Consider the following 13640-nt stretch of genomic DNA (forward strand, 5'->3'; position numbering starts at 1 on the left):
GATGTCAGGGGCGGCGCAGAATATCCCTCAGCGCCGCCTGCAGATCAGTGAATCGGAACGTGAAACCGGCTTCTTGCAGCCGGGCCGGGCGAGCACGCTGGCCGCCCAACAGCAAAATAGACAACTCGCCCATGAGCACGCGCAAGGCCAGGGCCGGCATCGGCATGAACGCCGGGCGATGCAGCAGAGCGCCGAGCGTTCTGGCGAAGTCGCGGTTACGAACCGGTGATGGCGCGCAGGCATTATAGGGACCTCTGGCCTCTTCCCGGTTCAACAGAAAATCAATCGCCGCGATTTGATCGTCGATGTGAATCCACGGCATCCATTGCCGGCCGTTGCCAAGCGGCCCGCCCATGCCCAGCCTGAACGGCGGCAACAGGCGCTGCAGGAAACCACCCTCGCGCGCCAGCACCAGGCCGGTACGCAGCAACACCACGCGGATGCCCAGGGTTTCGGCACGCTGGGCAGTTTCCTCCCAGGCGATGCACAGCTGGCTGGCGAAATCCTCGCTCACCGGCCCGGCCTGTTCATCCAGCTCGCGCTCACCGCCATCGCCGTACCAGCCCACCGCAGAACCGGAGATCAGCACGGCGGGTTTCTGTTCGCGGCGCTCCAGCCAAGTGATCAGCTGTTCGGTCAGCGTGATGCGGCTGTCCCACAGCAGCATCCGCCGTTTGCGCGTCCACGGACGGTCGGCGATCGGCGCCCCCGCCAGGTTGATCACCGCATCGACGTGCAGGTTGCCAAGGTCGTCCGGATGCGCAATGCCGCGCACGCCGGTACCGCACAAACGGCCCACCTGCTCGGGTCGCCGGCTCCAGACGGTGAGTTGATGGCCCTGATCGAGCCAGTGTCGACACAGGCGACGTCCTATCAAGCCTGTACCGCCGGTCAGCAAGATATGCATGGCTGAATTCCTCGCGTGGCGTTCGTCGCAAATCGGTAGTCTATTTCTTCACAAACAATCTGCTTGTGAACGAAGCGAATAGTTGAACCATAGGCCACGCTATAGAGAACGACGGACGCCGTGGCGTTCGATTTATCCGTTCGAACAGTTGAACGATTCGGCCGAGGCGTCAGACTCATTAAATGAGCCCACAGGCATCGCCAGCGTCCTGAACGTCGAAGGACGGCAAGTTATACCGAAAAACAGAATTGTACAGGTTTAAACGACGACGTAGTCTGTGCAGACAAGGTAACGAGGCCCCCATGACTGTCCCCATCGCAATCATCGGTACCGGTATCGCCGGACTCTCAGCTGCCCAGGCACTGCACGCCGCCGGGCATAGCATCCACCTTTTCGACAAGAGCCGCGGCAGTGGCGGCAGAATGTCCAGCAAACGCAGCGACGCAGGCGCGCTGGACATGGGCGCGCAGTATTTCACCACCCGCGACCGCCGTTTCGCCAACGTCGTACAGCAGTGGCAGGCCGCAGGCCATGTCGCCGAGTGGGCACCGCTGCTGTACAACTTCCACGGCGGCCAGTTGAGCCTGTCGCCGGACGAGCAAGTGCGCTGGGTCGGCACACCGCGCATGAGCGCCATCACCCGGGCCATGCTCGGCGATTTGCCGGTGACGTTCTCCTGCCGCATCACCGAAGTCTTCCGTGGTGAAGAACACTGGAACCTGCTGGACGCCGACGGTCGCAGCCATGGCCCGTTCAGCCAGGTGGTGATCGCCATTCCAGCGCCGCAGGCAAGCACGCTGCTGGCCGCCGCGCCGAAGCTGGCCAGCGTCGTTGCCGGGGTGAAAATGGAGCCGACCTGGGCCGTCGCGCTGGCATTCGACACACCGCTGGAAACCGAACTGGAAGGCTGCTTCGTGCAGGACAGCGCCCTCGACTGGCTCGCTCGCAACCGCAGCAAGCCGGGGCGCAACAGTACGCTGGACACCTGGGTGCTGCACGCCACCAGCGCCTGGAGCCGCCAACACCTGGATATGCCCAAGGAACAGGTGATCGATCACCTGCACGGCGCATTTGCCGAACTGATCAACTGCGCCATGCCAGCGCCGACCTTCACCCTCGCCCATCGCTGGCTCTACGCACGGCCTGCCGGCGGGCGTGAAGTGGGCGCGCTGTCCGATCCGGATCTGGGGCTGTACGTGTGTGGCGACTGGTGCCTGTCCGGCCGGGTTGAAGGTGCGTGGTTGAGTGGTCAGGAGGCGGCGCGGCGGTTGCTTGAGCATCTCAAGTGATTTCACGGTGGGCCTTGCGTAGCGAATTGACCGGTCCCCGGACAACGCCAGACCTGTAGGAGCTGGCTTGTCCTGCGACCGGCTGCGAAGCAGTCGTAAAACCTGCACACGCGATATTTCTGATACGCCCAATGCGTACGGGCCTACGACTGCTTCGCAGCCGCTCGCGGGACAAGCCACGCTCCTACAGGACAAGCTGCGGCCAAACCTTGTACAAAATATTTGTACTTGCACAAGCGCAAACCTATGATGAACGAAATATTGTACAGGCCATCAAAACTGTACAAGTAGTTCATTGAGGCTTTGCCATGTCTCCCCTCTTCGATCCGGTTCAACCTTCCGCCCCACGGCCCAGGCTCGGTGTCAGCGCCTGCCTGATGGGGGTTGAGGTCCGCTACAACGGCGGCCACAAGGAATCGCACCTGCTCACCCGCTCACTCAATGATTATTTCGATTTCGTCCCCGCCTGTCCGGAAGTGGCGATCGGCATGGGGGTTCCCCGTGAGCCGATCCGCCTGGTCGGCGACCCCGAACACCCCCAGGCGGTGGGCACCGTGCGCGAAGACCTCAACGTCACCGAGGCGCTGGCCGACTACGGCGTGCACATGGCTGAGGCCATGGATGACATCTGTGGCTACATCTTCATGCAGAAGTCGCCGTCCTGCGGCCTGGAGCGGGTCAAGGTCTATCGCGACAACGGCGCGCTGTTCGATGCCGGCGCACGCGGCATCTATGCCCAGGCTTTCTGCGTGCGCCAGCCCGATCTGCCGGTGGAAGAAGCCGGACGCTTGTGCGACCCGGTGCTGCGGGAAAACTTCATCACCCGGGTCTACGCCTACGCCGCCTGGCAGGATTTGCTGAAAAGCGGCATCAGCCGCCGCGCGCTGACCGAATTTCACGCCCGCTACAAATACCAGCTGATGGCCAACGACCCCATGCAATACAAGGTGCTGGGCAGTCTGCTGGGGCACATGGGCAACAGCGATCCTGTTGAAATCGCCCCGCGCTACTTCAGTCAGTTGATGACCGCCCTGAAAAAACCGGCGACCCGTCGCACCCACACCAATGTCCTGCAACACCTGTGCGGCTATCTGCGCGACACCCTCAGCGCGCCGGACAAGAAGGAAATCCAGAGCGTCATCAATCAGTACCACCAGGGCATCGTGCCGCTGGTGGTGCCGCTGACCCTGCTCAAGCACCACTTCCGCCGCCATCCAGACCCGTACATTGCCTTGCAGGTGTACCTGCAACCGCATCCGGAAAACCTCAGCCTGCGTAATGCGATCTGACCATGAACACACCCCGCCCAGAAGCCGATGATGACGATCCGCAGGCCTACGCCGACGCCCTTGAAGAAGGCTGGCTGCCGATTCGTGAAGTCGCCCGCCTGACCGGCGTCAACGCCGTGACCCTGCGCGCCTGGGAGCGCCGCTACGGGCTGATCGTGCCGCACCGCACGCCCAAGGGGCATCGCCTGTACACCACCGCCCATGTCGAACGCGTTCAGGCCATCCTGACCTGGCTCAACCGCGGCGTTTCCGTCAGCCAGGTCAAACAATTGCTCGACACCCAGAACAGCCCGCCGCCCAACGTCGAAAACGACTGGGACCGCCTGCAGCAAAGCCTGCTGCAAGCCATCACCGGCCTCGCCGAGCGGCGCCTGGACGACACGCTCAATCAGGCCATGTCGCTGTACCCGCCGCGCACCCTCTGCGAGCAACTGCTGCTGCCGCTGCTGGCCACCCTGGAGCAGCGCTGGCAGGGCCAGTTCGGCGCACAACTGGAGCGGGTATTCTTGTATTCCTGGCTGCGCAGCAAGTTCGGCGCGCGGCTGTACCACAACAACCGTCAGGCCAGTGGGGCACCGCTGCTGCTGATCAACCAGTCCGACGCACCGATGGAGCCGCATCTGTGGCTGACCGCGTGGCTGGTGAGCGGTGCCGACTGCCCTGTCGAAGTCTTCGACTGGCCGCTGCCGCCGGGCGAACTGTCTCTGGCCTGCGACCAGCTCAAGCCACGGGCAGTGATTCTGTACTCCAGCAAGTCTCTGAACCTGTCCCAATTGCCACGCCTGCTGCACAGCACCGCCTGCCCCAAGGTGCTCGCAGGCGCAGCGGTGCGCATTCATGCAGGCGACTGGCCGGCGGCCGTCGATGACGCCGACAGCCTGACCCTGGCCGATGACCCGCTGGCGGCACTGACCGCGCTGCAGCGGCTCGGGCTTATCTGAGGAGTGAACATGCAACTGATCTGGTTCCGCTGCGACCTGCGGGTCCACGACAACACCGCCCTGAGTGCCGCCATGCAGCAGGGGCCGACGCTGGCGGTCTATCTGCTCAGCCCGGCGCAATGGAAAAGCCATGACGACGCCCCCTGCAAGGTCGACTTCTGGCTGCGCAACCTGGCCGAACTGAAAAAAGCCCTGGCCGCGCTGAATGTGCCGCTGCTGATCGCCCATGCCGACACCTGGGACAAAGCACCCAAGGCCCTGCTGCAACTGTGCGAGGCACATGGCGTCGAGCAGGTTCACGTCAACGATGAGTACGGCGTCAACGAGTGCGCACGGGACCGCGACGTTGAAACCGCGCTGGACCAAAAAGGCATCGGCTTTCGTCGTCATCTCGATCAGTTGTTCTTCAAGCCCGGCAGCGTGCTGACCAAGAGCGGCGGCTACTTCAAGGTCTTCACCCAGTTCCGCAAGGTCTGTTACGAGCATCTGCATCATTCGGTGCCGGCATTGGTGCGGCTGCCGCACAAGCAGTCGCCGGTGCAAGTGAAAGCCGACGCGGTGCCCGAACATGTGCCCGGCTTCCGGACGCCGGCTCAGGCATTGCGAGATCTCTGGCCCGCCGGTGAGGACGAAGCCCGCCAGCGTCTGGCGCAATTCACCGACGAACAGGTGCATTACTACGACGAGGAACGCGATTTCCCGGCCAAACAGGGCACCAGCCAGCTCTCGGCCTACCTCGCTGCCGGGGTGATCTCGCCCCGCCAGTGCCTGCACGCGGCACTGAGCAGCAACCACGGCGAGTTCGAAACCGGTAATTCCGGCTCGGTCACCTGGATCAACGAACTGCTCTGGCGCGAGTTCTACAAGCACGTGCTGACAGGCTTCCCGCGCGTATCACGGCATCGGGCATTCCGGCCGGAAACCGAAGCGGTGAAATGGCGCCACGCGCCGAAGGATCTGGAAGCCTGGCAACAGGGCCGCACCGGCCTGCCGATTGTCGACGCCGCCATGCGCCAGTTGCTGGACACCGGCTGGATGCACAACCGCCTGCGCATGGTCGTGGCGATGTTCCTGACCAAGAACCTGCTGATCGACTGGCGCGAAGGCGAACGTTTTTTCATGCAGCATTTGATCGACGGCGACCTGGCGGCAAACAACGGCGGCTGGCAATGGAGCGCCTCGACCGGCACCGACGCCTCGCCGTATTTCCGCATCTTCAACCCGATCAGCCAGTCGGAACGTTTCGACCCGGAAGGCCGCTTTCTCAAGACCTGGCTTCCCGAGCTGGCCGATCTCAACAAGCGCGACGTACACAACCCGGCGGCGCTGGGCGGGCTGTTCGGCGTGGCTGGCTATCCGGCGCCCATCGTCGATCTCAAGTCCAGCCGCGAACGGGCGCTGACCGCGTTCAAATCCCTGCCACGACAGACCGCAGAGGCTCACGACCATGAGTGAGTTCCTTCGCGACTACGCTCGCCGCTTCTCCGCGCTGGACAAGGACAACCTGCACCGCCTCGGCGAACTGTACAGCGACGACATCGCCTTCACTGACCCGCTGCATGAAATCCATGGCCTGAGTGATTTGCACCGCTATTTCGTGCAGCTGTACGCCAACGTCAGCGAACTGTCCTTCGAGTTTCACGCCTTCGATCAGGTGCGCGAGGGCAAGGGTTATCTGCGCTGGACCATGACCTATCGCCACCCACGCCTGAAACAGGGCGAACCGGTGGTGGTGCAGGGTTGTTCGCACCTGCTGTGGACCGACAGCAAGGTCTTTCAGCACCGTGACTTCTTCGACGCCGGCGCCCTGTTGTACGAGCACCTGCCGGTGATGGGCCGGATGATCCGCTGGCTCAAAGGGCGGCTGACGTGAAACGGCGCATCTGGCTGACCGGCGCCAGCAGCGGCATTGGCCTGGCTCTGGCCGAATGCCTGTTGGCCGCCGGGCACCAGCTTGCCCTGACCGCCCGCAGCCTGCCGCCGTTGCAGGCGCTTGAACTGCGTTATCCACAGCAGGTACTGCTGGTGCCCGGCGATGTCAGCGACGCCGAGCAGGTCGAAGAAATCGGCAAACGTATCCTCCGGGTCTGGGGCGCACTGGACACGGCGATTCTCAACGCCGGCACCTGCGAATACATCGACGCCAGCCAGTTCGATGCTGCGATGGTGGAACGGGTGGTCAAGACCAACCTGATCGCCAGCGCTTATTGCATCGAACACGCACTGCCCCTGCTGCGTCAGGGCAAACGCCCCCATCTGGTCGGTGTCGCCAGCTCGGTGGCGTTCCTGCCGCTGACCCGCTCGGAAGCCTATGGCGGGTCGAAAGCCGGCTTGCGCTATCTGTTGCAGTCGCTGCGCATCGACCTGGCCGGTGAAGGCATCGACGTCACTGTGGTCAGCCCGGGTTTCGTCGACACGCCACTGACCCGCAAAAACGACTTCGCCATGCCCATGCGCTGGTCCGCCGACAAGGCCGCACGCTACATCGCCGAGCGCCTGGACAAGAAACGCCGCCCATTGGAAATCGCCTTTCCCCGCGTCTTCATCCTCGCCCTGAAAACCCTGGCTCTACTGCCCGAACGCGTGCAACTGGCGCTGGGCAAACGCATGGTCCGCGCCGCCGGCCAGAACGGGGGTACGCCATGAAAATCGCCATCATCGGCAGCGGCATTTCCGGGCTGACCTGCGCCCGCCTGCTCGACCGCGTGCACGACATCACCCTGTTCGAGGCCGACAGCTGGATCGGCGGACACACCCACACGGTCGATGTCACCGTCGACGGCAAACGCCACGCCATCGACACCGGTTTCATCGTGTTCAACGACTGGACTTACCCCAACTTCATCAAGCTGCTCAAACAGCTGGGCGTGGCGTACAAGCCCACCGAAATGAGCTTTTCGGTGTGCGACCCGCACAGTCGCACCGAATACAACGGCAACAACCTCAACAGCCTGTTCGCCCAGCGCAGCAACCTGCTGTCACCGAGTTTCTGGGGCATGTTGCGCGACATTCTGCGCTTCAACCGGCAGGCGCTGGTCGACCTGCAAAGCCAGCGCATCGCCGCCGACACCACCCTGGGCGCCTATCTGAAAGCCGAAGGCTATGGCCGGCGCTTTACCGAGCACTACATCGTGCCCATGGGCGCGGCGATCTGGTCGATGTCGCTGGCCGACATGCTGGCGTTTCCACTGCAGTTTTTCGTGCGGTTCTTCAAGAACCACGGCTTGCTCTCGGTCAGCAACCGGCCGCAGTGGTACGTCATCGAAGGCGGCTCCAGTGCCTATGTCGAGCCGTTGGTTGCGCCGTTTCGCCAGCGCATTCGCCTGCAATGCCCGGTGCAGCGGGTCGAGCGCGACAAGGACGGCGTGACGGTACACAGCGCGGCGGGGCGCGAACGCTTCGACAAGGTGGTGTTCGCCTGTCACAGCGACCAGGCGCTTGCGCTGCTGGCCGAACCCAGCCACGCCGAACGGCAGATCCTCGGCGCCCTGCCCTACGCCGACAACGACGTGGTGCTGCACACCGACACCCGCCTGCTGCCGCAACGACCACTGGCCTGGGCCAGCTGGAACTACCGTCTCGGCGGTGCCGGTGATCAGTCGGCGGCGGTGACCTACGCGATGAACATCCTGCAAGGCATCGACAGCGACACCACCTTTTGCGTGAGCCTCAACCAGACGCCCGCCATCGACCCGGACAAGATTCTTGCCCGCTACCGCTATGCCCATCCGCAATACAGCCTCGACGGCATGGCCGCCCAGGCGCGCTGGCAGGAGCTGTTCGGCGCACAACACAGCTATTTCTGCGGTGCCTACTGGGCCAGCGGCTTCCATGAAGACGGTGTGGTCAGCGCGCTGCGCGTGGCCTCGGCGTTCGGAGAGCAATTGTGAACAGCGCCCTGTACAGCGGCTGGGTGACCCACCGGCGTTTCTCGCCACGGGCCCATGCGTTCCGCTATCGGATCGGCATGCTGTACCTGGACCTCGACGAACAGGAACGCGTGATGGCCCTGTCGCCTCTGGCCGGGGCAAGTCGTCTGGCACCGTTTTCGTTCCGCCAGAGCGATTACCTGCGCGAGTACACCCGTCGCGGCATTTCCCTGATCGGCGCAGTGCGCGACATCCTGCGCCAGGCCCTGGGACGCGCGCCGCTGGGACGGGTCTGCCTGCTGACCCAGGCGCGCAGTTGGGGGCTGTCGTTCAACCCGGTGAGCTTTTTCTATTGCTTCGAGCAGGACGGCTCGCTGGCGGCGATTGTCTGCGAAGTGACCAACACGCCGTGGCGCGAACGCTATCACTACGTGCTGCCAGCCGGCAGCGAGGGTCATCAGCATTTCGCCGTGGCCAAAGCTTTTCATGTTTCGCCGTTTCTGCCCCGGGATCTGCAATACCGCATGAGTTTCAGCCAGCCGGACCAGCGCCTGGGCGTGCATATGGCCGACTGGCAGGGCGACCTGAAAGTCTTCGACGCCACGCTCAATCTGCACCGAGAAACCCTGGACCGCCCGGCTTTGCACCGGCACCTGCTGCGTTTTCCGTGGATGACCGCCAAGACCTGCGTGGCGATCTACTGGCAAGCGCTGCGCCTGTTCGTCAAACGTATACCGCTGGTTTCCCATCAAGCCGCCGAAGGCTCATACCGAACCGCTTCGGTTCAACAGGAGGAGCGACGTCATGAAGAGCCCTAGTGCGACCGCAGGCTTCAGCACCAACAGCCTCACCGCCAACCTGCTGCGCCGGGGTGTGCTGCGTCAGCTGGCGCAGTTGCGTCATGGCCTGCTGGTGATTTTCGAGGGGGATGAGCGGCATGTATTCGGCGCCGCCGGGGCCAGGCTTCAGGGTGAAATCCATGTGCACGACGCGGCCGCCTGGGGCCTGGTCGCCAGCAACGGCTCGATCGGCGCGGGCGAAGCGTTCATCCACGGCTACTGGACCACGCCGGACCTGACGGCGGTGATCCGCGTGTTCGTCAGCAACCTGGACGTGCTCGACGCCATGGAAAGCGGCTTCGCCCGCTTCAGCCGACCGTTCGTCCACGGTCTGCACTGGCTGAACCGCAACACCCGCAAGGGCTCGCAGAAGAACATCGCCGCCCACTACGACCTCGGCAACGACCTGTTCGAGCACTTCCTCGACCCGACCATGATGTATTCGGCGGCGCAATTCCTCAGCCCCGACGACACGCTGGAACAGGCGCAACTGAACAAGCTGGAACGCATCTGCCAGAAACTGCGACTGCAACCCGGCGACCACCTGCTGGAAATCGGCACCGGCTGGGGCAGCATGGCGATCTACGCAGCGCAGAAATATGGCTGCCGCGTCACCACCACGACACTGTCCCGCGAACAGTTCGCCTGGACCGAGAAGCGCATCGCCGAGCTTGGCCTGCAAGACCGCATCACCCTGTTACTGCGCGACTACCGCGACCTGACCGGCGAATACGACAAGCTGGTGTCCATCGAGATGATCGAGGCCGTCGGCCATCGCTACTTGCCGACTTATTTCAAACAATGCACGCGGCTGCTCAAGGACAACGGCCTGATGCTGTTGCAGGCGATCACCATCCGCGAACAACGCTACCAACAGGCCAGACGCAGCGTCGATTTCATCCAACGCTACATCTTCCCCGGCGGCGCACTGCCGTCGGTGGCACGCCTGCTGGACGTGGTCGGTCGCGACACCGACATGAACCTGCTGCACATGGAAGACTTCGGCCTGCATTACGCCCGCACGCTGCGCCTGTGGCAGGCCAACTTCCGCCACGCCGCCGGTTATCTGCGGGAACAGGGTTATGACGATTACTTCCTGCGGCTGTGGGAGTTTTACCTGTGCTACTGCGAGGGCGGCTTCCTCGAACGCACCATCGGCACCGCGCAATTGCTGCTGGCCAAACCTGGTGCGATGCCGCAGCCGCTGCTGGGGCGATTCAATGCTTAGAAAGCTGGCAAACGCGGCGCTGTTCCAGCTCGGCTGGTTCACCTGCGTGCTCGGCGGCAACAGCGCCTGGCTGCTGATCCCGCTGGCGATCCTGTTGCTGCACCTGCGCCTGAGCGACCACCGCCATAGCGAAGGCCGCCTGCTGATGACCGTGTTCGCCCTCGGCTGCGTGCTGGACAGCGCGCTGATCAAACTTGGCGTCTTCGACTTCGGCGATGCCGGCCGCGTGATCCCGCTCTGGCTCGCCCTGCTCTGGCCACTCCTGGCCACCACCCTCAACCACTGCCTGGCCTGGACCGCCCGCCCCTGGTGGCTGGCCAGCCTCCTCGGCGCCATCGGCGGCCCGTTGTCCTACATCGCCGGCACCCGACTGACCCACGTCCAGTTGCCCCTGGGCCTGTGGACCAGCGCACTGATCCTCGCCGTGATCTGGGCGGCCGTCTTCCCCCTGCTGCACTGGCTGGCCGCGTACTTCCGCCAGACCTGCTCGCGGCAGCTGTCGGTGTAAGAGCGCACCCGCTTTTCCGAAGCAGTCCGGCTTGCCGGCGGTAGCGATCTTGAGGACGCCGTCGCGGGCGAGCCGGACTGCTACGGGGATTTGGCGTCGTGCCTGCAGGAGCGTGCTTGGTCTGAGCCACATTCGGACGACCGCGCCCCGGCTGACGCCGCCACATTTCTGAATAAGCAAAGATCTACTGTAGGAGCGAATTCATTCGCGATGTCTGTCCAGTCAACACGCTCCTCTCATCAGAAATACCGCATCGCGAATAAATTCGCTCCCACAGTTATTTCGGGTGTCCCACAAGTTTCAGTACGCCGTGAAAGCCCGTAGCAGTCCGGCTTGCCGCCGGTGGCGATCTTGAGGACGCCCTCGCGGGCGAGCCCGCTCCCACAGGGAGTGTGTGTTTCGCCGGCTTTTGATCTGGTTTTGATCTGGCTTTTGATCTTGGGGCCCCGTTCCGGAAGGCCTAACGCAGGCGATGTGGAGTGGCGCCGAGCGGCATGGATGCCGCGAGAGCCGCGTGGGCCATGGATGGCCCATTCGCGGCGGGCCCACGGAGCATTGCCGGAGTGCGGGAACACCGAGCATTAGCGAGGTGCCGTATGGCGGGGTAAGAAGCCTTTGGTTACTTGGGGCTTTTCCAAGTAACTCGCCGTCAGGCGAAACCAAGCTGCGTTAGCAGCTACAGCGTCAGGCCAGACACACCGAGTGCACAGGATTTACGACGACTTCGTCGCCGGTCGCAGGGCAAGCCAGCTCCTACAGGGAGTGTGTGTTTCGCCGGCTTTTGATCTGGTTTTGATCTCGCTTTTGATCTTGGTGCCCCGTTCCAGAAGGCCGAACGCAGGCGATGCGCAGTGGCGCCGAGCGGCATGGATGCCGCGAGAGCCGCGTGGGCCATGGATGGCCCATTTGCGGCGTGCCCACGGAGCGTCGCCGGAGTGAGGGCATGCCGAGCCTGGGCGAGGCACCGTATGGCGGGGATAAGAGCCCTTGGTTACTTGGGGCTTTTCCAAGTAACTCGCCGTCAGGCGAAACAAGGCTGCGTTAGCAGACTCGGCGGAGTGTCAGACAGGCCAAGGACACAGGTTTTACGACGACTGCGTCGCCGCTCGCAGGACAAGCCAGCTCCTACAAGAGTTCGCGTAACGTGCCGGAGGCGAAACAGGCTGCGTTAGCAGACTAGGCGGAGTATCAGACAAGCCAAGGACACAGGATTTACGACGACTGCGTCGCCGCTCGCAGGGCAAGCCAGCTCCTACAAGGATCTGTGTAACGTGCCGGAGGCAAAACAGGGATAACGAAAATGCCCGGCAGAGCGCCGGGCATTCGGGACACGACTCAGAACGGCATCGTGTAATGGATGGCGTAACTTTCAATACCATCGTTGTTGCTGGTCAACCCACCATTGGAATAGTGAGTGGCACGCAGGCCAACTTCATGACCACCGGCAAAACGCAGACCGAAACCAATACGGTCTTCAAACTGGAAGGCACTGCCCAGTTTATTGCCTTCAACTTCAGTGTGCTGGAACACCGCAGCACCAATACCGGCTTCGATATAAGGCTTCACGCTGTCACCGGCGAATTCATAGACGAACACTGGCGAGAACGACAGGCTGTTATTGCTGGAACTCTTGTCACCTTCCCAGTAGGTGTAGGCGCCGCTCCAGTAGCCGGTCAGACGACCCACACTGGTTTGCCACCAACTTTGATCCCAATCAAATTGCGCGCCCAGACGATAGGTCATTGTCGACTCGCCGGTGTGCCCCACCGAAAACTCAACCCCATCAGCATGAGCAATCGCGCTTTGCCCCGTCAACGCAGCCGCAATCGCAGCCAAACAAAACAGTCGCTTCATCTGAAACATCCTATTTTCGTATGCAGTATTGGTCATTCTTATCTCAGCAGCTCTGCTGTAAAAATCTGCCCTTGGCCATCAGTCCAGGCAGAAACAGCGCTGATCACGTGTTTTTCACGAATCGAAGCTTCGCACACTGTCAGAATTTTTCCATAGCAACGGTAGGATGTTTCGGAAATTTTGCGGATCACCGCTCGTCCAGAACTGAGCGTCAAAGGAACCGCCACTGGCGAGCAGTCCGCGCTGATCGAGCAAACGCTGTAACTGCCGCGCTACAGCGGCGCCAGTGTCGATCAGGCTGATGGACGCCGGAATCATTTCCCGCAGCAGCGGTTTGAGGAAGGGATAGTGGGTGCATCCCAGGATAATCGTGTCGCAGCCCGCCGCCAGCAAGGGGTCGACGTAGCTTTTCAGCAACTGGCGAATGGCCGGGCTGACCAGATCACCGGTTTCGATCAACTCCACCAAGCCGGGGCACGGCTGGGTGATGACCTGCACGTCGGTGGCGAAACGATCCAGCAATGCCGCAAATTTGGCACTCTGCAAGGTGCCTGTGGTGGCCAGCACGCCGACCACGCCGCTGCGAGTCGCCGCTGCTGCCGGTTTTACCGCAGGCTCCATGCCGACGATCGGCCAGTCGGGGTAGCGTTCGCGCAATTCGGCGACGCCTGCGACGGTTGCGGTGTTGCAGGCCAGTACCAGCGCCTTGGCGCCTTTTTCGCGAAAAAACTCGGCGATGGCGATGCAACGCTGGCGAATGAACGCGGGAGTTTTCTCGCCGTAGGGGATATGCCCGCAATCGGCGACATAGAGCAGTGATTCGTGGGGCAGCAGCTGGTGAATCTCACCCAGCACCGACAACCCGCCGACGCCGGAATCGAACACCGCGACCGGGGCGTCCTTGTCTTTAGTCATG

The 13640-nt window shown here is 62.7% G+C and carries 13 protein-coding genes; 10 read left to right on the plus strand and 3 right to left on the minus strand.

The genetic code is table 11. The features are described from left to right. Positions 1 to 4: 4 nt before the first annotated feature. Entirely contained in the window at positions 5 to 907 is a 903-nt protein-coding gene (locus ACIPL0_RS25140; protein WP_400600331.1) for a TIGR01777 family oxidoreductase, read from the minus strand. 302 nt (positions 908 to 1209) lie between these two features. Between ACIPL0_RS25140 and ACIPL0_RS25145 the strand changes: the two genes are divergently transcribed. The 10 genes from ACIPL0_RS25145 (at position 1210) to ACIPL0_RS25190 (ending at position 10870) form a co-directional block, all read left to right on the plus strand. Further along, a complete protein-coding gene (locus ACIPL0_RS25145) occupies positions 1210 to 2196 on the plus strand; it encodes an NAD(P)/FAD-dependent oxidoreductase (protein ID WP_400600330.1) in 987 nt (328 codons plus the stop codon). A gap of 308 nt (positions 2197 to 2504) precedes the next feature. Then, entirely contained in the window at positions 2505 to 3485 is a 981-nt protein-coding gene (locus ACIPL0_RS25150; RefSeq protein WP_400600329.1) for a YbgA family protein, read from the plus strand. 2 nt (positions 3486 to 3487) lie between these two features. Next, on the plus strand, positions 3488 to 4426 hold the full coding sequence (locus tag ACIPL0_RS25155) for a MerR family transcriptional regulator (protein ID WP_400600327.1): 939 nt from the start codon (positions 3488 to 3490) through the stop codon (positions 4424 to 4426). Positions 4427 to 4435: 9 nt separating this feature from the next. Beyond that, positions 4436 to 5881: a deoxyribodipyrimidine photo-lyase gene (gene phrB, locus ACIPL0_RS25160; protein ID WP_400600326.1), complete on the plus strand. Its 1446-nt coding sequence runs from the start codon at positions 4436 to 4438 to the stop codon at positions 5879 to 5881. Then, positions 5874 to 6299, plus strand: a complete 426-nt coding sequence (locus ACIPL0_RS25165; protein ID WP_400600324.1) for a nuclear transport factor 2 family protein — start codon at positions 5874 to 5876, stop codon at positions 6297 to 6299. The genes phrB and ACIPL0_RS25165 overlap by 8 nt, the downstream gene beginning before the upstream one ends. Next, complete coding sequence (locus tag ACIPL0_RS25170; protein WP_400600322.1) at positions 6296 to 7072, plus strand: SDR family NAD(P)-dependent oxidoreductase; 777 nt, start codon at positions 6296 to 6298, stop codon at positions 7070 to 7072. The genes ACIPL0_RS25165 and ACIPL0_RS25170 overlap by 4 nt, the downstream gene beginning before the upstream one ends. Continuing rightward, positions 7069 to 8316, plus strand: coding sequence for an NAD(P)/FAD-dependent oxidoreductase (locus tag ACIPL0_RS25175; protein WP_400600320.1), 1248 nt, complete (start codon positions 7069 to 7071; stop codon positions 8314 to 8316). Before ACIPL0_RS25170 ends, ACIPL0_RS25175 begins: the two co-directional genes overlap by 4 nt. Continuing rightward, positions 8313 to 9113: a DUF1365 domain-containing protein gene (locus ACIPL0_RS25180; protein ID WP_400600318.1), complete on the plus strand. Its 801-nt coding sequence runs from the start codon at positions 8313 to 8315 to the stop codon at positions 9111 to 9113. The genes ACIPL0_RS25175 and ACIPL0_RS25180 overlap by 4 nt, the downstream gene beginning before the upstream one ends. After that, positions 9100 to 10362, plus strand: coding sequence for a class I SAM-dependent methyltransferase (locus ACIPL0_RS25185; RefSeq protein ID WP_400600317.1), 1263 nt, complete (start codon positions 9100 to 9102; stop codon positions 10360 to 10362). The genes ACIPL0_RS25180 and ACIPL0_RS25185 overlap by 14 nt, the downstream gene beginning before the upstream one ends. Then, the gene (locus tag ACIPL0_RS25190; protein WP_400600315.1) at positions 10355 to 10870 is read left to right on the plus strand and encodes a DUF2878 domain-containing protein; all 516 of its coding nucleotides are present in this window, start codon (positions 10355 to 10357) and stop codon (positions 10868 to 10870) included. Before ACIPL0_RS25185 ends, ACIPL0_RS25190 begins: the two co-directional genes overlap by 8 nt. A 1335-nt stretch (positions 10871 to 12205) precedes the next feature. On the opposite strand, the gene ACIPL0_RS25195 is transcribed toward ACIPL0_RS25190, so the two are convergent. Both ACIPL0_RS25195 and murI read right to left on the minus strand, forming a co-directional pair. Then, positions 12206 to 12724 (minus strand): acyloxyacyl hydrolase, encoded by a 519-nt coding sequence (locus ACIPL0_RS25195; RefSeq protein WP_400600313.1) that lies wholly within the window; start codon positions 12722 to 12724, stop codon positions 12206 to 12208. Positions 12725 to 12838: 114 nt separating this feature from the next. After that, the gene (gene murI, locus ACIPL0_RS25200) at positions 12839 to 13639 is read right to left on the minus strand and encodes a glutamate racemase (protein WP_400600311.1); all 801 of its coding nucleotides are present in this window, start codon (positions 13637 to 13639) and stop codon (positions 12839 to 12841) included. Position 13640: the final 1 nt, after the last annotated feature.

The sequence above is a fragment of the Pseudomonas sp. NPDC090208 genome, from assembly GCF_044746785.1.
Taxonomy (GTDB): Bacteria; Pseudomonadota; Gammaproteobacteria; order Pseudomonadales; family Pseudomonadaceae; genus Aquipseudomonas.

Bases quoted from the DNA above. Each gene is read 5' to 3' on its own strand.
- ACIPL0_RS25155 (WP_400600327.1), top strand. From the start codon at position 3,488: ATGAACACACCCCGCCCAGAAGCCGATGATGACGATCCGCAGGCCTAC.
- phrB (WP_400600326.1), top strand. From the start codon at position 4,436: ATGCAACTGATCTGGTTCCGCTGCGACCTGCGGGTCCACGACAACACC.
- ACIPL0_RS25190 (WP_400600315.1), top strand. From the start codon at position 10,355: ATGCTTAGAAAGCTGGCAAACGCGGCGCTGTTCCAGCTCGGCTGGTTC.
- ACIPL0_RS25195 (WP_400600313.1), bottom strand. From the start codon at position 12,724: ATGAAGCGACTGTTTTGTTTGGCTGCGATTGCGGCTGCGTTGACGGGG.
- ACIPL0_RS25145 (WP_400600330.1), top strand. From the start codon at position 1,210: ATGACTGTCCCCATCGCAATCATCGGTACCGGTATCGCCGGACTCTCA.
- ACIPL0_RS25175 (WP_400600320.1), top strand. From the start codon at position 7,069: ATGAAAATCGCCATCATCGGCAGCGGCATTTCCGGGCTGACCTGCGCC.
- ACIPL0_RS25165 (WP_400600324.1), top strand. From the start codon at position 5,874: ATGAGTGAGTTCCTTCGCGACTACGCTCGCCGCTTCTCCGCGCTGGAC.
- ACIPL0_RS25140 (WP_400600331.1), bottom strand. From the start codon at position 907: ATGCATATCTTGCTGACCGGCGGTACAGGCTTGATAGGACGTCGCCTG.
- ACIPL0_RS25150 (WP_400600329.1), top strand. From the start codon at position 2,505: ATGTCTCCCCTCTTCGATCCGGTTCAACCTTCCGCCCCACGGCCCAGG.
- ACIPL0_RS25185 (WP_400600317.1), top strand. From the start codon at position 9,100: ATGAAGAGCCCTAGTGCGACCGCAGGCTTCAGCACCAACAGCCTCACC.
- murI (WP_400600311.1), bottom strand. From the start codon at position 13,639: ATGACTAAAGACAAGGACGCCCCGGTCGCGGTGTTCGATTCCGGCGTC.